Raw genomic sequence first — 18082 nt, 5'->3', positions numbered from 1 at the left:
GCCGCCAGATCGCGATTAGCCCGCTAAACGCAGGTCGGCCCGGGCGTCTCACCCCGTGGGAGCGGGAATCGGGGGACGAGGGCGCGAGTTCCCCGGGCATGGGTTCTGCACAGCAGTTGCACCTCGGGGTCGCGCTCGACGGGGCCGGCCGGCATCCGGCCGCCTGGCGGGTCTCCGACGTCCGCCCGGCCGCCTTGTTCACCGCCGCCCACTACTTAGCCCACGCGAAGCTCGCCGAAGCGGCTTCGCTCGACTTCGTCACCCTCGACGACACCCTCGCGCTCCAGCCCGGCGGCGAGGAGGTCGTCCGCGGCCGGCTCGACGCCCTGCTGACCTTCGCCGCGATAGCCCCGCTGACCAGCCGAATCGGCCTGGTCCCGACGGTCACCACCACGCACACCGAGCCGTTCCACATCTCGACGGCCGTCGCATCGCTCGACTTCGCGAGCCGCGGCCGCGCAGGCGTCCTCGCGGTGCCTTCGCGCACCGAAGCCGAGGCCGCGCACTTCGGCAGGCGCACCCTCCCGTCCGAAGCGGACGCCGAAGCGGAAAACGCCGAGGTCATCGACGTCATGGCGCGCCTCTGGGACAGCTGGGAGGACGACGCGATCATCCGCGACGAGCCGACCGGCCGCTTCATCGACCGCGAGAAGCTCCATTACGTCGACTTCGAGGGCCGCTTCTTCAGCATCAAGGGACCTTCGATCACGCCGCGCCCACCGCAGGGCCACCCCGTCGTCGCGGTGTACGGCGACTCGCCGTACGCGCACGGCGCCGACGTCGTCCTGATCGACGAGCCCCGCGAGCGCTTCCCGGACGCCAAGCTCTTGGCGGGCCTGTCGATCGTGCTCGCCGAGACCGAGCAGGCCGCCCTCGACCGCCGCCGGACGCTGGAGACCTACGCGCCTTTCCCGCCCGGCCTGAGTTTCACCGGTACTCCAGCCGACCTCGCCACCGAACTGCCCCGCCTGGCGGCGGCCAACGGTCTCGACGGCTTCCACATCCTGCCCGCGGTCCTGCCCGACGATCTGGCGCTCTTCACCGCCGAGACCGTCCCCGCGCTCCAGGCCGCGGGCGCGTTCCGGCGGACCTACACCGGCACCACCCTGCGCGACCATCTCGGCCTCGGGGTCGCCGCCAACCAGTACGCGGAGGCGTGACAGATGCCCAAGCAGGTCAAACTCGCCGCACACTTCCCGGGCGTCAACAACACGACCGTGTGGAGCGACCCGCGTTCGGGTAGCCAAATCGACTTTTCGTCCTTCGAACATCTCGCGCGCACGGCCGAGCGGGGCAAGTTCGACTTCCTCTTCCTCGCCGAGGGCCTGCGCCTGCGCGAACACGCGGGCAAGATCCTCGACTCCGACGTCGTCGGGCGGCCGAACACCACCACCGTGCTGGCCGCGTTGTCGGCGGTCACCACCAGGCTCGGGCTCGCGGGCACGCTGTCGTCGACCTTCAACGAGCCTTACGAGGTCGCGCGGCAGGTCGCGAGCATCGACCATCTCTCCGGCGGCCGCGCCGCCTGGAACGTCGTCACCTCACCGGACGCGTGGACGGGACAGAACTTCCGCCGCGGTGGCTTCCTGAAACGCGAGGACCGCTACCGCCGCGCGGAGGAATTCCTCGCCACCGTGCGCGAGCTCTGGGACAGCTGGGCGCCCGACGCGCTGGTGGGGGACAAGGAGAACGGCGTCTTCGCCCGCGGCATCGAGCGCTTCGTCCACAGTGGACCGCAGTTCGACATCCGCGGTGAGTTCACCGTGCCGAGGACCCCGCAGGGGCAGCCGATCGTCATCCAGGCGGGCGATTCCGACGAAGGCAGGGAGTTCGCCGCCAAGACCGCCGATGTCATCTTCAGCCGCCACGGTTCACTGGAAAGCGGCAAGGAGTTCTTCACCGACGTCAAGCGGCGGCTACCCGCCTACGGCCGCGAGCCCGGCGAACTGCTGATCATGCCCGCGGCGACCTTCGTTCTCGGCGACACCCAGGAGGAGGCGCACGAGTACGCCCGCGAGATCCGTTACCAGCAGGTGCGCCCGGCGACCGCGATCCAGTTCCTCGAACAGGTCTGGAGCCGTGACCTCTCCGCCTACGACGCCGACGGCCCGCTCCCCGAGATCGACCCGGACCCCGACGCCGAGCCGCTGACCTGGGGCCGCGTCCGGCACGAGAAGGATCCTCTCGCCGTGGCCGCGAAATGGCGGGCGATCGCGGAGGAGAAGAAGCTCTCCATCCGCGAACTCGTCATCGAGGTGACCGCGCGCCAGCAGTTCGTCGGCACCGCCCGGCAGGTCGCGGAGTCGATCGACGAGTACGTCCAGAACGACGCCGCCGACGGGTTCGTGCTCGTACCGCATCTGACCCCGGGTGGGCTGGACGCGTTCGTCGACGACGTCGTGCCGCGGCTGCAGGAACGGGGTGTCTTCCGGACCGACTACACCGGCGACACCCTGCGCGAGCACCTGTTCAGCCGGTAGCACCCTGCGTGCGCGCGACGTTCATCAGATATTCGCCGTAGCCGGACTTCGCCAGCTTCGCGCCGAGCGCGTAGCACTGCTCCGCGTCGATGAAGCCCATACGCAGCGCGACTTCTTCGAGACAGGCGATCCGGACACCCGTCCGGTGTTCGAGGACCTGCACGAACTGGCCCGCCTCCAGCAGCGAGTCGTGTGTACCGGTGTCGAGCCAGGCGAACCCGCGGCCGAGGTCGATCAGGGTCGCGCGGTCTTGGCGCAGGTAGGTGAGGTTGACGTCCGTGATCTCCAGCTCCCCGCGCGGCGAGGGCTTGAGGTCACGGGCGATCTCGACGACCTGGTTGTCGTAGAAGTACAGGCCGGTGATGGCCTTGTTCGACTTCGGCTTCTCGGGTTTCTCCTCGATGGAGAGGAGCTTGCCGTCGGCGTCGATCTCGCCGACGCCGTACCGCTGCGGGTCCTTGACCGGGTAGCCGAACAGCACGCAGCCGTCGAGCGAGGTCGCCGCGGCCTGCAACCTGCTGGAGAACCCCTGGCCGTAGAAGATGTTGTCGCCGAGCACGAGCGCGACGTCGTCGTCGCCGATGAAGTCCGCGCCGATGACGAACGCCTCGGCCAGCCCGTTCGGAGCGGCCTGCTCGGCGTAGCTGAAACTGAGCCCGAACTGGCTGCCGTCGCCGAGCAACCGCCGGAAATGCGGCAGGTCGACGGGGGTCGAGATGATCAGGATCTCGCGGATCCCGGCGAACATCAGCACCGAGATCGGGTAGTAGATCATCGGTTTGTCGTAGACCGGTAGCAGCTGTTTCGATATCGCCTGGGTGATGGGATGCAGACGCGTCCCACTGCCCCCCGCCAGCACGATGCCCTTCATGCGATGCCCCCGCTTCGTAGCCGATCGCTCGGGACCTCACACTACCGGGTGGCTCAGAACGCCGGGCCCTTCGCGAAGTACGCCTTGCAGCCGGCGTTGTTCTCGGTGGAGATCTGCAACACGTTCTTGCCGCCGTCGACCGGCAGCAGCGTCGAGCTGTAGTTGGGGCAGAAGTTGTCGTGGATCCCGGTGATGTGTACCGGGGCCGGAAGTTCGTACCAGTGCCCGCTGCCGAAGTTGTCGTTGGCCAGCAGCACCTTCCCGTTCTTGCTCTGCGGCACCCCGGCGGCGTTGGTGTAGATCTGCCCGACCATCACCAGCCGCACCCCGTTCGGGCCGCCGGGGAACAACGTGACCGTCTGGGCGTGCTGGAAGTAGTTGCCGTTCGCGGTGGTGACGCGGGTACCGGGGTCGAGGGGGTCGCCCCAGTTGGCGCCGTCGGAGGAGATCTTGAAGTACGGGTCGCAGAAGCGGTCGCGGTAGTTGCAGATCTCGTAGGCGAGGTAGTACCGGCGGTCGGGGAGGCGGCGGATGATCGGCATCCCCGGCCGCACCCGATGCGGCGGGATGGCCATCGTGCGCTGCTTGGTGCCCCAGTTCACCCCGTCGGTGGAAGCTACCCGGTTCATCACCTGCGCGTGCTGCGGCGCCTCGGTCTCGTCGGCGTAGTGCAGCCACAGCGTGCCGCCCGCGTCGACGACGAACTCCGGCTCCCAGATGCCGTCGTGGTTGTGCGAACGCGCAGCCTCGGACAGGAAGCCCCATGTGCGGCCGGCGTCGCGGCTGGACCAGATCCGGATGCCGATGCGCCGCTCCGGACCGGCGTTCTGCCGGTAGCTCGCGGCCCACAGCAGGGTGCCCGCGCGGAGCCTGCCGACCCGTTGCGGCAGTTCGTACAGCGTTCCGCAGCACATGCCGCGGCGGCCGTCGCGGTCGCGGATCTCGCCGATCTTGTGGAAGCTCTGGCCCTCGTCGGTGCTCTCCATGATCGGGGTGAACTTGCCGTTCGCGTCCTCGCTGGTCAGCGACGCGATGATACGGCCGCGGCCGATCGGGGAGTGCTCCAGCCGGATGAGCCGCGGGTACGAGCCGTAGCCCGGAACGAGCTGCTGGCGCTCGGCGGCCTGCGCGGGGGTGAACAGGGACGCGATCACCGTGAGTGACAGCGCGAAGGCTAGTGCGGAGCTGAAACGGCGCTTCATCGTGACCTTCCTCGAACGCGATCGCCGGATTACAACACGGGCTTTTGTCCCTTTCGGACTCCCGCGAAGGCGTTTGCGACGGAAACCCACTTCCGAGTGGCCTGAATCGCTCGGCCGAGTGGTCCGGTAACGCTGGGCTATCGGCCGGCGAAGATCCGTTGACGGTTCGACTAGGGGGAAACACGTGATCAGGCGCTTGTGCGCGGCTGTGCTGCTGACCGTGGGCCTGGTGGCCTGCTCGTCGCCGAATCTGGGCCGTGTCGTCCCGCAGGCGGCCGCCCCGGAAGGGCTGGCACCCTCGCCGGCCCCCACGACCAAGCCGAGCCCCGTTCCTCAGCCGGAGGAGAAGCACTCGGGTAAGGGGAACGCGTCGGTCCCCATGGCCTGGCCGGCGCGCCTCGGCTTCGTGACCTTCGACTGTCCGAAGTGCTCCGGCCACGTCGCGGTGAACACCGAGAACGAGCTGATCGTGAACGACGTCGGCCCGTACAAGGGCACGCAGTGGATCAACGACATGCCCGGCCGCCAGGCGAAGACCTTCACCATCAAGGCAAACGCCGCCTGGACCCTGACCATCACCGACGAAAGCGGCCTGCCCGCCCTGGAGCCGGGCAAGCCCCTGTCGGGCAAGAGCGAAGCGGTGTTCGCCGTGCCCGACGCCGTCACGTCGGTCGCCGTCGCCACCAAGAACAGCGGGCGCACCGCGGTGTGGGTGCACAGCGGCGACTACTCGGAACTTCCGGTGAACCAGCTCGGCGACTACACGGGCAGCGTGCCCGTGTCCGGCCCGGCCTTCGTCTCGGTGGAAGGCGACGGGAGCTGGACGGTCACCGCGTCCTAGACATGACGAAGGCCACCTTCCGCGGAAGGTGGCCTTGTCGTCGCCGTGCTCAGCGGTAGTTCGTGAACTGCAGCGCGATCTCGAAGTCCTTGCCCTTCAGCAAGGCGATCACGTCCTGCAGCTGGTCCTTCTTCTTGCCGGACACCCGCAGCTGGTCGCCCTGGATCTGCGCCTGGACCCCCTTGGGGCCCTCGTCGCGGATGAACTTGGCGATCTGCTTCGCCTTGTCCGACGCGATCCCCTGGAGGATCTTGCCGCCGATCTTGTAGATCTTGCCGGACAGGGCCGGCTCGCCCGCCTCGAAGGCCTTCAGGGAGATGCCTCGTTTGATCAGCTTCTCCTTGAACACCTCGACCGCCGCCAGCGCCCGCTCCTCGGTCTCGGACTCGATCGCGATCGCCTCCTCGCCGGACCAGTCGATCTTGGTCCCGGTACCCCGGAAGTCGAACCGTGTACCGAGTTCCTTGCTGGCCTGGTTCAGGGCGTTGTCCACCTCCTGGCGATCGACCTTGCTCACCACGTCGAAAGAGGGATCCGCCACGTGTTCTCACACCTCGTACTCGCTTGTCAGGAGCTTCCACCCTAGCCCTGTGGAACCCGGTTGACCGGCCCGCCACGGCATTGGGTATTCTTTCGTCTCGGCCGGGGACACCCGGCCACGGCGAGTTGCCCGAGCGGCCAAAGGGATCTGACTGTAAATCAGACGGCACTGCCTTCGGGGGTTCGAATCCCTCACTCGCCACACAGGAGCGGCCCCGTGACCTAGTCACGGGGCCGCTCCTTTTTCGTGTGTTCCGGTCTTTAGTTAGTGGTTAGTAACTAGTAACTTGAGGGCATGGCTGGACGGATGAGCGGACCCGAGCGACGTGCCCAGGTGCTGGCCATCGCCGCGGAGGAGTTCGCGGAGCACGGGCTGCACGGGGCATCGACGGAGACGATCGCGAAGACGGCGGGGATCACGCAGGCATACGTCTTCCGGATGTTCGGGACGAAGAAGGCCCTGTTTCTCGAACTGGTCCAGGCCGCGTTCGAGCGGCTCAGCGACGCGATGCGGGACGCGGGCGCGGGGGAGACCGGGCTGAAGGCGCTCTCGGCGATGGGCGCACAGTACTTCGACCTGCTGACCGACCGGACCGGGTTGTTGCTGCAGCTTCAGGGCTTCGCCGCGTGCGGCGACCCGGAGGTGCGGGACGTGGTGCGGTCGTGTTTCGCGCGGATGTGGGACACCACCGAGAACGGCACCGGACTCGACCCGGTGACCGTGAAGACGTTCCTCGCCTTCGGCATGCTGCTGAACGCCGGAGCCGCGATGGACGTCGAGCAGGTCGACGAGCTCTGGGCCGAGGGGGTTCGCACCCGGATCCAGCCGGGTCTGTTCACGCACGTCACCACCGAGACGAACCGATGAGCGCCCCCGTCCGGCGGGACGGGCGGCTGAGCGCGGCACTGGTGTGCACGGCGTTGGCGGGCGCAGTGATCGGCAGCGTCGGCGCGCCGCTGATCACCCCGGTCGCCACGGGGCTGCACGTATCCCTCGACGCGGCACAGTGGACGTTGACGGTGACGCTGTTCAGCGGCGCGATCGCGGGACCGGTCCTTGGCAGGCTCGGCGGCGGCCCGTACCGCCGCACCACGATCCTGATCACCCTGGCCATGGTCACGACGGGCGGGTTGCTGACGGTGCTTCCGCTTCCGTACGTGGCGTTGCTGATCGGACGTGGCTTACAGGGGCTTGGGGTCGCGGCCGGGGCACTGTTGATGAGCGTCGCCCGCGCGCACCTGCCGCCCGAGCGCTCGCCCTCGACGATCGCCGCGCTGTCGGTCGCGTCGACCGTCGGCATCGGGGTCGGCTACCCGGTGGTCAGCCTCCTTGACCAGCTCGCGGGCCTGCGCGCCGCATACGGCTTCGGATTCCTCCTCTCCGTCGTCGCGTTCCTCATCGCCTGGCGCATGCTGCCTGCCGAGACGCCCGGTCGGCCGCCCCGGATCGATGTCCCCGGCGCGTTGCTCCTCGCGCTCGGCACACTCGGGGTTCTCCTGCTCATCGCCGTGCCCTCCCTGTGGTCGACCGTGTGGCTAGCCGGTGGTCTGCTCGCCGGTACCGCCGCGGTCCTGGCCGCGTGGGCCTTCGTCGAACTGCGCACCACGGAGCCGCTGGTGGACCTTCGGCTGCTCGGCCGAGGACCCGTCTTCCGCGCGAACCTGGCGATTCTCGTGGCCGGGGCGGGTCTGTACCTGCTGTTCAGTCTCTTCACCCGCTACGTGCAGACACCCGCGGACGCCCCGTACGGATTCGCGCTGCCCGGTGTCGCCGCGGGCGCGGCGTTGATCCCGTTCTCCCTGCTCGGATTCGTTGCGGGGAAAGCGGTTCCGCGTATGGACGAGCGGTGGACGTACCTGGTTTCGACCGTGATCGCGGTCGCGGGCGCGCTGGTGTTCGCCGTCGGAAGTCAGTCGTTCGTTCTCGTCCTCCTGTCTATCGCCCTGCTCGGGTTCGCTGTCGGCGGCATCTTCGCGGTGATGCCCAGACTCGTGCTCGTCGGTGTGCCGCAAGGGGAAACGGCCAGCGTGCTCTCGATCAACCAGATCGCGCGCAGTATCGGCATGGCCGTGGGCAGCGCCCTCGCCGGGTTGCTGCTCGCCGCGGCCACCCCGGACGGCGCCCTCCTCCCCACCCGCAACGGCTATCTCACGACGGCACTGTGGGCACTGCCCCTGCTCGCCGTCGGCGCGATCATCATCTTCACGGACGGGCGCGTTCCCACACGGACACGTGCTTCGTACTCTCGGCGGTGAACTCCGAACGGTCCCAGTCCGCCCAGCGGTACTTCAGGCGCATCCCGGCGATGCGCGCCATGAGGTCCATTTCAGCCGGCCACGCGTACCGGAAGGGAATGCGGCGGAAGCGCCCCTGCCCATCCGGCGACACCGTGACGTGGTTCGAAGTGAACTCCTGCGTAACGACGTTGTACTGGTCGAACCCGACGTAACCGCTCTCCATCGCGAACGGCACGATGTCCTGCCCAGGCGGCAAGCGGCGCAGCTCCGGCAGGCCGACCTCGACGACGAACAGCCCGCCCGGCCGCAGGTGCGCGGCCGCGTTGCGGAACACGTCGACCTGACCGTCCTGCGTGGTCACGTTGCCGATCGTGTTGTACACCAGGTAAACCAGCGAGAATTCGCCCTCCACTCGTGTCTTCGTCATGTCGCCGATCGTGACCTCTACGGCGTCACCGCCCGGCTTGTTCATGATTCGGTCCGCCATCGCGCGGCTCAGTTCGATACCGCTCACCGGCACACCGCGCGCCGCGAGCGGGATCGCGATCCGTCCGGTCCCGACGGCGAACTCGAGCACCGGACCGTCGGCCAGGTCTTCGAGGACGTCCACCGCGGGCGTCACGACTTCGGGCGCGTTCGCGCCGCCCGGCTCGTCATAGCCCGCGGCCACACTCTCGGGGAACCAGCCGTCCGCCGGGTCGTCTCCCGTATCCGTCTCACTGATCACGGCCGCCGACGCTACGCCCGCGACCGTGCGCTCCTCATCCCGTTTTCGGTGGCGTCAGCTCGACGCGGCCCGATAACGCAGCAGCACGATGCCCGACGCGAACGTCCGCTCCTCCACCAGTCGAAGCTTCGGGACGCCGGTGGCACCCTCGAACAACCGGCGGCCTTCCCCGGCCACGACGGGATAGACGAACAGCCGGTACTCGTCGACGAGGCCCTCGGCGATGAGTGCCCGCACCAGCGAGATACTGCCGGTCGTCACGATGTCCTTGCCTTCGGCGGCCTTCAGGTTCTCGATCTCGGAACGCAGCTCACCGGAGAGCACCGTCGTGTTCCGCCACTCCGGCTCGGTCAGCGTCCGCGAGACCACGTATTTGTCCACTGAGTCGAGATAGGCCGAAATCCCCGTCGTGTCGTCGGTTTGCTTCGGCCAATATCCGCGCATGTCTTCGAAGGTGACGCGTCCGAGGAGGAACGCGTCGGCGTTCTCACGTTGTTCTTCGAGCACGGCCAGGACGTCCGACCGGTCCACGTCCGGATCGGTGTCACCCGGGCTGAACCAGTCACCCGCCAGTTCGATCACGCCGTCGATCGTGCAGTTCTCCGTGACGATCAGCTCCCGCATGGACGAGACCGTACCGCCGCCCACCGACAAAAACGGCGCGTCACGCCTCGCCGTGCACCGCTCGCCTCGACGGATACCACGTCTCGCCGGCGGGTTCGCCCGCCATGTTCCAGCTCCACGACACCTTCGGCGTCACGCGCGCGTAGATGCCCGGTCCGACCATGCCGACCCGTTCGATCGGATCGGCGGCCTCGCCGTAGACGCGGATACCGCGGGCGATGAACGGGTCGAACGAGACCGTGTCGTCGATGACCAGTGCGACTTTGCGCCGTCCTGCCCGGATGTTGCGGAACTTCCGGGTCGTGAGAACCGAAGCGCCCACTCCGCCGACCCAGAAATGCGTGCCGTCGAACTCGAACGCCAGCGGGACGACATCGGGCTGTTCGCCGTCCTCGGAGAGGGTCGCGAAGCGGGCCAAAGGCTGCGAGCGCAGGTACGCGATCTCATCGTCGGTAAAGGTCATGACGCCATCATCCGGGCGCGGTTGAGGACCAGCATGTCGGTGACGAAGCAGACCGGCGTGCCGTCGGCCGCCCGGCCGATCCACGTCGGGTAGCTGCCGTCACCCCAGCCGGTGGTGAACGCGATGATGTTGCCTTCGGCTCCGTCCGGAGTGACGTCGATGTACGGGTCCACCTCCTCGAACTTCTCCAGAAGGTCGTCGTCCATCTCCTCGGGGAGGGCGGCCGCGTCGGCGAAGCAGCCCGTGCCGCTGTCCACGCCGTAGCCGTAGAACTCCCCGTCCCCCAGGAAAAGCGCGTTCTGTCCGGGCCAGAGCGCGGTTTCCCAGGTGACGACGGGCTCGTCGGCGACGACGAGTTTGGCGGCCGCGACCCGTTCGTGGGCGGGTTCGTCGACGAACCGGATCACGGAGATTTCGACCCGGTGTTCACCGGGCGGCACGGTGACCGTGAAGTGCTCCGCGTCGGCGTCCAGGAACGCCGGGTCCGCCGCGACGAGCCTGCCGCTGGGCATGCGGAGCTTGCCGGCGTCCCGGAGCTCGACCTCGACGAGGCCGTGGTCGCCGCTCAGCGAGAAGCGCGTGCCCGAGGTGAACATCTCGTCCATGCCGGAAGGGCGCAGCGGAACGGACGGCCGCCAGGGACGTTCGTCGGCGGGCAGCGACGGATCGGCATCGGGAGCATCCGGTGTCCGGAGGGTCAGCGGCCCCGAATTCGCGAGAGGCTCCCAGTCGCCGAAGGCGGGCTTCGGCATGGCCAGCTCCGACACCTGCTTACTCACCTGACCGCTGCTGGAGCCGCCGCCGTAACCCTGGGGCGCCTGATGCATCCAGCCCTTGCCATCCGGGCCGAAGGACATCTCCAGATGGCCGGCGCTCTTCTTGTCGAACTCTTCCTGATCTTCGAACCGGTAGGTCCACTGCTCGATCTTCATGAGGAAGAGCGAGCCGTCCTCCAGCACCCGGAACTCGAAGAAACCTCTGCGCCTGCCCAGTTCATCGAACTGCACCGTGCGGGCGAAGCAGTGCTTCCACGCGATTTCGAGCAGAACCAGCGGCATCCCGGTGCCAGGGCGCACCAAGGCGACGGCGTACTGCTCTCCGGCGGCGTCGCGCCCGCGCGCTGTGCCGGAGGAGAGCCTCCCGATCACCGCGCGGGCGGCCGGATCCCAGCCTTCGCAATAGACGACGTCCAGCAAGGTCCCCTCAGACATGCAGCGGAACCTAGCGGGAACCCCCGACAAAACCCAGGGCTATTCGCGGATCGCGTAGTCCCCGAAGGCCGGTTCCAGCAACTCGAAAGCCCGTTGGGTCGCCTTCGTCAGCGCGGCGGCGATCTCTTCGTTGCTTTCGCCGGCGTGCGAGCGCCGGAGGACCTCGCGGAAGAGGACGCGGTCGATCGCGTTGAGCTCGGCGGCGGCCATGACCGGGGTGACGTCGTCCGCGTCGGCTCCGGTCTCGCTTGCGAGCAGTTCGGCGAGCGCCGCTTCCCGCAGTTCGTGCAGTTCACGCAGCCGGGCGGTCAGGGTCGGGCTCTCCAGGACCATTTTGGCGAAGACCGGCCCGGTGAAGCCGATCACGGGCGAGTGCTCGGCCACCGCGTCCAGGAAGGTGCGCCGTAGCGCGGCCAGCGCCGACTCACCCGGCTTCCGGTTCCGGACGGCGTTCGCCAGCCCGTTCGTGAACTCCTCGTGCTGGTCGAGTGCCAGGTCCTCCTTGCGTGCGAAGTAGTTCGTGACGGTCTTCTTCGCGACTCTCGCCGCCGCGGCGATCTCGGCGATCGTGGTCTCCTCGAAGCCCTTCTCGATGAAGAGCAGCGTCGCCTGGTCGGAGATCAACTGCCGTGTCTCCTGCTTCTTGAGCTCCCGCAAACCCACATCCGTGCCGGTCATGCGCGAAGTTTACCACCGTCGTAAAAATATCCTTGACTTACCGTGCGACGGATGTAAACTTACGTCCGTACTACCGAACAGCGAGAGAAGAGGCTCCTTGATCGCTCGAATCCCCCAAGGCAACGAAGGCACCAACCGCGCCCAGGTCCGCCGGAACGACCGCCGCCACCAGCAGCCGTTCCCGGGCCGCTCGATGCCGGTGCGCCGCTCGACCGGCGTCCCGCGCCGCCGGTCGTACTGACCGGCCCGCTTCTCCGGAAACCCACCCGCCGACCCGAAGGGGATAGCCTATGAACGTCCTTGCCTCCACCGTCTCGCTGACCGTCGACGACGTCGCCACATCCAGCCGTTTCTTCACCGAGCACTTCGGTTTCACCGAGCAGATGGCCGCGGAGGGTTTCGTCTCCCTCGGGCATGAGACCGCGAAGATGACCATCGTCCTGCTTCAGGCGGGAATCGAGGTCCTGCCGGAGAATCTGCGTCAGCAGCGTGCGTCCGGTGTGATCGTGGCCTTCACGGTCGAGAACCTCGAAGCCGAGGAGAAGCGCCTGCGCGACGAAGGTGTCGAGATCACGTTGCCGCTGCGGGAAGAGCCATGGGGAGAGCGCCTCCTCATGGTCACCGACCCGAACGGCGTGCCCGTGGAACTCGTGGAATGGGTGCAGCAGTAGGAAGTTCTCACGGCGGGGCTTGGTCCACAGTGGACCAAGCCCCGCTTTTCGTTGCTACTTCATCGTGGCGAGCTGGATCAGGTTGCCGCAGGTGTCGTCGAAGACGGCGGTGACCACGGGCCCCATGTCGACGGCGTCCTGTGTGAACTCGACGCCCAGGCCCTTGAGCCGGTCGACCTCGGCGTACACGTCGTCGACGGCGAACTGGGTGAAGGGGATGCCGTCGTCGGTCAGCGCTTTCTTGAACGGCTTCGCCGCGGGGTGACCGTCCGGTTCCAGCAGCAGTTCGACACCGTCGGGGTTGGCTGGTGAGACCACGGTGAGCCAGCGGGCCTCGCCGGCGGGTACGTCGGTTTTCTTGATGAATCCCAGTTTCTCGGTGTAGAACTCCAGCGCCTTGGCCTGGTCGTCGACGAAGACGCTGGTGATGTTGATCCGGATCACGGGTTGGATTCCTCTCGGTCGATGGGCCACCGCTCGACGATCGACCGCAGCGGGCTCGTGTCGATGTGGTGGAACTTGTAGCGGCCCTGCCGCCGGGTGTGCACCAGGCCTGCCTGTTCGAGCATCGCGAGATGCTGCGAGATGGCCTGCCGCGACGAGGCGAGGCCATGTTTCATGGTCAGCCTGCCGCAGATCTCGAACAGGGTCTGACCGTCCTTTTCGGTCAGCTCGTCCAGGATGGTGCGTCGCGTCGCGTCGCCGATCGCCTTGAACAGGTCGCCGTCCACGACTCCGTTATAGGCAAGTCGTCACTTGCCTGTCAACTTGGGCTCAGGACCCGAGGTAGCGCAGGACCGCGAGGACTCGGCGGCTGTATCCGGCGGTGCTGGCCAGCCCGAGCTTGTCGAAAATGGCGTTCACGTGCTTCTCGACGGCGCTCAGCGACACGAACAGCGAGCCGGCGATCCCGGCGTTCGTGTGGCCCTGCGCCATTTTCTCCAGTACTTCGCGCTCGCGGACGGTCAGGTTCCCGAGCGGATCGGTATGGGTGGTCCGCGCGAGCAGCCGCCGGACGACCTCCGGATCGAACGCCGCCCCGCCCGCGGCGACACGGTCGAGCGCGTCCAGGAATTCGCCCACTTGGGCGACCCTGTCCTTGAGGAGATAGCCGACGCGTTCGACGTCGCCGGTGATCAACTCGGCGGCGTAGCGCTTCTCGACGTACTGCGAGAGCACCAGTACCCCGATCTCCGGCCAGCGGTTCCGGATCTCGAGCGCCGCGCGCAGACCCTCGTCGGTATGGGTCGGCGGCATGCGGACGTCGGTGACGATCACGTCCGGCCGGTAGGCGGCCGTCGTCGAGAGGAGCGCGTCACCGTCGCCGACCGACGCGACGACCTCGTGCCCCTCTTCGACCAGTAGCCGGGCCAGCCCCTCTCGCAGGAGCGTCGAATCCTCGGCGAGGATCACTCGCACGGCAGCACCGCCGTCACCACGGTCGGGCCGCCGAGGGGACTGTCCACAGTGAACTGCCCGTCCGCGGCCGCGACGCGCCGCGCTAGGCCGGAAAGACCGCCGCCGGACTCCCGCGCCCCACCTGTGCCGTCATCGGTGATCCGCACCCGCACGCTGTCCCCCTCTCGCTCGGCCTCGATGTCGATCCGCGTCGCCGCGGCGTGCTTGATCGTATTGGTGACCGCTTCGGACGCGACGAAGTAGATGACGGTCTCGACGGCCGCCGGTGGTCGTTCCGGCAGGTCGACCCGCAGGTGGACCGGTATCCCCGAGCGTTCCGCGAGTGCTTCGAGCGCGGGATGCAGCCCGTCCGCGTCCAGCGCGATCGGATACACCCGCCACGACACCTCGCGCAGGTCGACGAGGGCGCGCTGGGATTCCTCGTGCGCTTGCCGCAGCAGATCCGACGCGCGGTCCGGGTCGGTGGCCCGCCGTGCCCGGCCGAGCAGCATGCCGAGCGCGACGAGCCGCTGCTGGACGCCGTCGTGCAGGTCCCGCTCGATCCGGCGGCGCTCGCCGTTGACCGCCTCGACCACCTCTGCCCGGCTGGTCGTGAGTTCGGAGAGCCGCCGGCGCAACTGTTCGTTCGTACTGGGACCGAAAAACCGCCTCGCCAGCCTGGCATCCAGCGTCGCGGCTCCGATCAGTCCTTGCAGGCACAGAAAAACGAGGATCCCGCCGAAGAGGAGAGTGGTGACCGGGTCGTACCAGTCGGCAGGCGCTCCCCCACCGGGGGACTGACCGTCGAGGAGCTGGGCGGCGATGATCAACCCGGATCCACCGCCCAGCAGGACGATGAGGAAGATCGCGGCGCAGAGCAGGCCGATGACGCACCGCGGGACGAGATAGGCCATCGCGCGCCGATCGGTGTAGTCCGCGGCGTTCTCTTCGCCGAAGTACTTCTCCAGTCTCCGTCGTTCCACTTCGGACAGTGCCCGCGCACCGGCGAAAACAGGTCGCCGCAGCGCGGGGACGGCGAGCGCCATTCCGCCGAAGAGCACGTAGAGGAACTCCGCGACCGCTGTCGTGGCGCCGATCGCCAGGCCCAGCGTGCCGCGGAGACTCTTGCGCAGATAGCGGCGCATCGCTGCCGGGACAGGCATAACGCCAGGTTAGCGGGGTATCCGAAAACGGGTACTGCGGTTTTCCTCAGTGATCTGTGCCGCTTAACCCCAGGGTGCGGAACCCGGGTGATTCGTACGTTCGTTGGCAACTGCAGACGACCACGAAAGGCCGCCATGAACCTCCTGCTCGCCCAAACCGCCAGTGAACCGATGGGAGGACTCGCCGGCTGGGCGGTGTCACTGATGGACGCGCTGGGTGGTCCGGGCGCCGCGATCATCGTCGGCCTGGACAACCTGTTCCCGCCGATCCCCAGCGAGCTGGTGCTCCCACTCGCCGGGTTCTCCGCCAGCCAGGGCACGTTCACCCTGGTGGAAGCGCTGGTGTGGACGACGTTCGGCTCGGTCGCGGGCGCGATCATCGTGTACTACCTCGGGCTGCTGCTCGGCCGCGACCGCACCCGCCGCTGGATGGCGAAGATCCCGCTGGTCAAGACCTCCGACTTCGACAAGACCGAGGCCTGGTTCCAGAAACACGGCACCAAGGCGGTGTTCTTCGGCCGGATGGTGCCGATCTTCCGCAGCCTCATCTCCCTGCCCGCCGGGATCGAGCGCATGCCGTTCTGGCGGTTCCTGGCCCTGACCACGGCGGGCAGCCTGATCTGGAACACGGTGTTCGTGCTGGCCGGCTACGGCCTCGGCGAGAGCTGGCACCTGGTCGAGAAGTACGCCGGGTTCTTCCAGTACTTCGTGATCGCCGCCGTCGCGGTCGCGTTGACGCTCTTCGTGGTGAACAGGCTGCGTGAGAAGAACCGCACCAACGCCTGAGCCGGTGCGGGGCGCCCGGCCGGGCGCCCCGCACGCGGTGTCGGAGCCTGTTGGCGGAGCCGACGTCGGACTCGGAAAGGAGACACGACTGTGTGAACCCGCCCGCCATCGCGGTGGCAGGGCGCTCTTGCCGGTCAACGGGAGAGGGTTGACCAGGTCGCCCTGCCGACGTCGATCGTGGTGCGGGTTCACCGCCAGCCACTCAGGACCGGAAGGGGCCGGTCACCTCGTAGGTGATCCCGCCCGAGGACGAACCGGAGGTACCGCGTTGCGACGAGAAGTACAGCCGGTTCCCCGCCGGGGTGAACGCCGGGCCGCAGATCTCCGACGAGCTCTGGCCGTTGATCCGCAGGAACGGCGCCACGATGTCGTTCGGCGTGATGATGCAGATCTCCATGTTGCCGCCGTCTTCGGCGACGAACAGGTCACCCGAGGAGGTTCCCGTGACGTTGTCGACGCCGGTCAGCGGGGCCGAGCCGGGGCTGACCAGCGAGTCGTCGTAGGCGAGTTCGTAGGTGTTGTTCGTGAGGTTGAGCTGCCAGACGCGGTTGTCACCCTTGGTGGTGAACCACGCGGTGTCGTTGGCGTAGTGCAGTCCTTCGCCGCCGCTGAACCGCTTCGCGCCGGACACCTGGTTGCGGGTGGCGGTGGGGGAGCCGTCTGGGTCGGGCACGTTCGCCCAGGTGAAGCTGCCCGAGGTCGCCGTGCCCGCCTTGAGCACCTGCAATGTCCCGGCGGAAAGATTGCCCCAGGTCGTCGGGACGAAGCGATAGAAACAGCCGTCCGAGGTGTCCTCGGTCAGGTAGACGACCTTGCGCACCGGGTCGGCCGCCGCGGCCTCGTGCTTGAACTTCCCCATCGCTGGCCGCTGGACGGCGGCCGTGGCCGGGCCGTTCGGCTGGCACTCGTAGACGAACCCGAGGTCGATCTCCTCGCAGGAAAGCCAGGTGTTCCAAGGAGTCTTGCCGCCCGCGCAGTTCTGGCGCGTGTTCGAGAGGATGCGGTGGGCGCCGGTGATGTTCCCGCTCGCGTCGAATTTGATCGCGCTCGCCCCGCCGCCGGGAGTGATCTCCGAATTCGACACGTAGATCCAGCCGCTGCCGTCGGCGAACACCGCGCCGCCGTCCGGGGCGCTGTGCCAGGTGTACCCGGTGTTCGCGACCTTCTGGCCGGACCGCGCGATCACGCGGCTGGTGAAGCCCGCCGGCAGCTGGATCCCGTTCGCGTCGGCCGCCTGGAGCGCGCCGTACGGGCTGGGTCCGTTCTGGGCGGGCGCGGCGAGGGCCGCTCCCGAGAGCCTGTTTCCGAACGCCGTGACACCGGCGCCGACCACGGCCGCGCGCAGGAAATTCCGTCGCTTCACTCATGCCTCCGAGACATCCGCTGATGTGGTGGTGCGGGAAGGAGCGGGTCGGAGAGTACGGGCGGAACGGGACTTCCAGGTGAATTCGCGGCATATTCAGCGCGAGAAGGGAACTTTCGTAGGGAACCCTCGCTCAGCACAATTTCCCGGGCTTTGCGGAGTCCCGGGGCGTCGGCCCCGCCGCGTTGTTCCGCGACGGCCAACGCGAGCAGTATCCGATCGATCGGCGCGTATCCGCCATTGCGGTGGTGACGACGTCCGATCAGGTGACGCCAGTCGGCGAGATACTCGTCGACTTCCGGCTCTCCGGGAACCACCCGGAGTAGGGCGCACAACAGCGCCCGCAGCTGTTTTTCGTTGCTAGGCAAGGTGTTCCGGGCCAGCGTGTCGGCCAAGGTGCTGCGGGACCAGCCGGTCGCGGCGGCCAGCGCGCGGATGCTGAGGCCGCTTCGGTCGCGCAGTTCACGCAGTCGCGCCATGAACTCGGATTCGGTGTTCATCGGTGTGCCCTGGCGGGCACGGGGTGGCGGAGAACGGCGCCGAACAGGGCGATGGCGATGCCCGCGGCGATCGAGGCGCTGGTGCCGGCGAAGGTCAGCGCCGCGGTGAAACCGGTGAGAATGCTCAGACAGACGATCTGACCGGCCGAAACGCACCTGCGCCTCGGCCGCAACGGGGAAAGAATTCCTTGACTCATGACCTTGCCCTCTCAAGGATCACGCACCCCGGCTGGGTGGCACGCAATACACGTTATCAAAACGTGATAGGGAGTTTAAGGCTGAGCAATGTCCGGGTTCGTCCGGATCTTGGAAAGCCGGAAGCCCCG

At 67.7% G+C, this 18082-nt stretch carries 23 protein-coding genes and 1 tRNA gene; 9 read left to right on the top strand and 15 right to left on the bottom strand.

Annotated features, from left to right (window positions below; translation table 11 throughout):
• The first annotated feature begins 98 nt into the window (after positions 1 to 98).
• Positions 99 to 1160: an LLM class flavin-dependent oxidoreductase gene (locus NQK81_RS19910; protein ID WP_257489306.1), complete on the top strand. Its 1062-nt coding sequence runs from the start codon at positions 99 to 101 to the stop codon at positions 1158 to 1160.
• 3 nt (positions 1161 to 1163) lie between these two features.
• Entirely contained in the window at positions 1164 to 2480 is a 1317-nt protein-coding gene (locus tag NQK81_RS19905; protein ID WP_257489305.1) for an NtaA/DmoA family FMN-dependent monooxygenase, read from the top strand.
• Here the strand turns inward: NQK81_RS19905 and rfbA are convergent.
• Positions 2470 to 3351 (bottom strand): glucose-1-phosphate thymidylyltransferase RfbA, encoded by an 882-nt coding sequence (rfbA, locus tag NQK81_RS19900; protein ID WP_034324212.1) that lies wholly within the window; start codon positions 3349 to 3351, stop codon positions 2470 to 2472. The genes NQK81_RS19905 and rfbA overlap by 11 nt on opposite strands.
• Positions 3352 to 3404: 53 nt before the next feature.
• Positions 3405 to 4553 (bottom strand): sialidase family protein, encoded by a 1149-nt coding sequence (locus NQK81_RS19895; RefSeq protein ID WP_257489304.1) that lies wholly within the window; start codon positions 4551 to 4553, stop codon positions 3405 to 3407.
• Between the two features lie 184 nt (positions 4554 to 4737).
• Here NQK81_RS19895 and NQK81_RS19890 point away from each other — a divergent pair, with 184 nt between their 5' ends.
• Positions 4738 to 5394 (top strand): hypothetical protein, encoded by a 657-nt coding sequence (locus NQK81_RS19890; protein WP_257489303.1) that lies wholly within the window; start codon positions 4738 to 4740, stop codon positions 5392 to 5394.
• Positions 5395 to 5443: 49 nt separating this feature from the next.
• Here NQK81_RS19890 and NQK81_RS19885 read toward each other — a convergent pair whose 3' ends face one another.
• Positions 5444 to 5935, bottom strand: a complete 492-nt coding sequence (locus NQK81_RS19885; protein WP_016331028.1) for a YajQ family cyclic di-GMP-binding protein — start codon at positions 5933 to 5935, stop codon at positions 5444 to 5446.
• A gap of 119 nt (positions 5936 to 6054) precedes the next feature.
• On the opposite strand from NQK81_RS19885, the gene NQK81_RS19880 reads away from it, so the two are divergent.
• From NQK81_RS19880 to NQK81_RS19870, 3 genes are all read left to right on the top strand, one after another.
• Positions 6055 to 6136: transfer RNA gene (locus NQK81_RS19880), tRNA-Tyr, on the top strand.
• Positions 6137 to 6229: 93 nt separating this feature from the next.
• On the top strand, positions 6230 to 6802 hold the full coding sequence (locus NQK81_RS19875; protein WP_257489302.1) for a TetR/AcrR family transcriptional regulator: 573 nt from the start codon (positions 6230 to 6232) through the stop codon (positions 6800 to 6802).
• A complete protein-coding gene (locus tag NQK81_RS19870) occupies positions 6799 to 8190 on the top strand; it encodes an MFS transporter (RefSeq protein ID WP_257489301.1) in 1392 nt (463 codons plus the stop codon). Before NQK81_RS19875 ends, NQK81_RS19870 begins: the two co-directional genes overlap by 4 nt.
• Here NQK81_RS19870 and NQK81_RS19865 read toward each other — a convergent pair.
• Genes NQK81_RS19865 through NQK81_RS19845 form a run of 5 tightly spaced genes read right to left on the bottom strand, consistent with a single transcriptional unit; the run spans position 8138 to position 11875 of the window.
• On the bottom strand, positions 8138 to 8899 hold the full coding sequence (locus NQK81_RS19865; RefSeq protein ID WP_257489300.1) for a class I SAM-dependent DNA methyltransferase: 762 nt from the start codon (positions 8897 to 8899) through the stop codon (positions 8138 to 8140). The two genes, NQK81_RS19870 and NQK81_RS19865, sit on opposite strands and share 53 nt — an antisense overlap.
• Positions 8900 to 8953: 54 nt before the next feature.
• Entirely contained in the window at positions 8954 to 9523 is a 570-nt protein-coding gene (locus tag NQK81_RS19860; RefSeq protein WP_257489299.1) for a dihydrofolate reductase family protein, read from the bottom strand.
• A 40-nt stretch (positions 9524 to 9563) separates the two neighbouring features.
• Positions 9564 to 9986, bottom strand: coding sequence for a PPOX class F420-dependent oxidoreductase (locus NQK81_RS19855; RefSeq protein ID WP_257489298.1), 423 nt, complete (start codon positions 9984 to 9986; stop codon positions 9564 to 9566).
• Positions 9983 to 11197, bottom strand: coding sequence for a DUF4241 domain-containing protein (locus NQK81_RS19850; RefSeq protein ID WP_257489297.1), 1215 nt, complete (start codon positions 11195 to 11197; stop codon positions 9983 to 9985). Before NQK81_RS19850 ends, NQK81_RS19855 begins: the two co-directional genes overlap by 4 nt.
• A gap of 39 nt (positions 11198 to 11236) precedes the next feature.
• A complete protein-coding gene (locus tag NQK81_RS19845; protein WP_257489296.1) occupies positions 11237 to 11875 on the bottom strand; it encodes a TetR/AcrR family transcriptional regulator in 639 nt (212 codons plus the stop codon).
• Between the two features lie 97 nt (positions 11876 to 11972).
• Between NQK81_RS19845 and NQK81_RS19840 the strand changes: the two genes are divergently transcribed.
• Together NQK81_RS19840 and NQK81_RS19835 are read left to right on the top strand one after the other, a co-directional pair.
• Positions 11973 to 12116, top strand: coding sequence for a hypothetical protein (locus NQK81_RS19840; RefSeq protein ID WP_257489295.1), 144 nt, complete (start codon positions 11973 to 11975; stop codon positions 12114 to 12116).
• Positions 12117 to 12165: 49 nt separating this feature from the next.
• Complete coding sequence (locus NQK81_RS19835; protein ID WP_257489294.1) at positions 12166 to 12546, top strand: VOC family protein; 381 nt, start codon at positions 12166 to 12168, stop codon at positions 12544 to 12546.
• Positions 12547 to 12600: 54 nt separating this feature from the next.
• On the opposite strand, the gene NQK81_RS19830 is transcribed toward NQK81_RS19835, so the two are convergent.
• From NQK81_RS19830 to NQK81_RS19815, 4 genes are read right to left on the bottom strand one after another with little or no spacing between them, the layout of a single operon-like run.
• A complete protein-coding gene (locus tag NQK81_RS19830) occupies positions 12601 to 12990 on the bottom strand; it encodes a VOC family protein (protein ID WP_306856048.1) in 390 nt (129 codons plus the stop codon).
• Complete coding sequence (locus tag NQK81_RS19825) at positions 12987 to 13277, bottom strand: ArsR/SmtB family transcription factor (RefSeq protein WP_126733307.1); 291 nt, start codon at positions 13275 to 13277, stop codon at positions 12987 to 12989. Before NQK81_RS19825 ends, NQK81_RS19830 begins: the two co-directional genes overlap by 4 nt.
• Before the next feature lie 43 nt (positions 13278 to 13320).
• Positions 13321 to 13965, bottom strand: a complete 645-nt coding sequence (locus tag NQK81_RS19820; RefSeq protein WP_257489293.1) for a response regulator transcription factor — start codon at positions 13963 to 13965, stop codon at positions 13321 to 13323.
• Entirely contained in the window at positions 13956 to 15107 is a 1152-nt protein-coding gene (locus tag NQK81_RS19815; protein ID WP_257489292.1) for a sensor histidine kinase, read from the bottom strand. The genes NQK81_RS19820 and NQK81_RS19815 overlap by 10 nt, the downstream gene beginning before the upstream one ends.
• 135 nt (positions 15108 to 15242) lie before the next feature.
• Here NQK81_RS19815 and NQK81_RS19810 point away from each other — a divergent pair, with 135 nt between their 5' ends.
• Entirely contained in the window at positions 15243 to 15893 is a 651-nt protein-coding gene (locus NQK81_RS19810; protein ID WP_257489291.1) for a DedA family protein, read from the top strand.
• 202 nt (positions 15894 to 16095) lie between these two features.
• Here the strand turns inward: NQK81_RS19810 and NQK81_RS19805 are convergent, their stop codons facing one another.
• From NQK81_RS19805 to NQK81_RS19795, 3 genes are read right to left on the bottom strand one after another with little or no spacing between them, the layout of a single operon-like run.
• Positions 16096 to 17256, bottom strand: coding sequence for an alkaline phosphatase PhoX (locus NQK81_RS19805; protein WP_257489290.1), 1161 nt, complete (start codon positions 17254 to 17256; stop codon positions 16096 to 16098).
• Positions 17253 to 17756, bottom strand: coding sequence for a helix-turn-helix domain-containing protein (locus NQK81_RS19800; RefSeq protein WP_257489289.1), 504 nt, complete (start codon positions 17754 to 17756; stop codon positions 17253 to 17255). The genes NQK81_RS19805 and NQK81_RS19800 overlap by 4 nt, the downstream gene beginning before the upstream one ends.
• Positions 17753 to 17953 (bottom strand): hypothetical protein, encoded by a 201-nt coding sequence (locus tag NQK81_RS19795; RefSeq protein ID WP_126733312.1) that lies wholly within the window; start codon positions 17951 to 17953, stop codon positions 17753 to 17755. The genes NQK81_RS19800 and NQK81_RS19795 overlap by 4 nt, the downstream gene beginning before the upstream one ends.
• Positions 17954 to 18082 lie beyond the last annotated feature (129 nt).

Source organism: Amycolatopsis roodepoortensis (assembly GCF_024628825.1).
GTDB classification, from domain to species: domain Bacteria; phylum Actinomycetota; class Actinomycetes; order Mycobacteriales; family Pseudonocardiaceae; genus Amycolatopsis; species Amycolatopsis roodepoortensis.
Note: the sequence above shows the minus strand (reverse complement) of the source record. Positions and strands in the feature narration are given on the sequence as shown.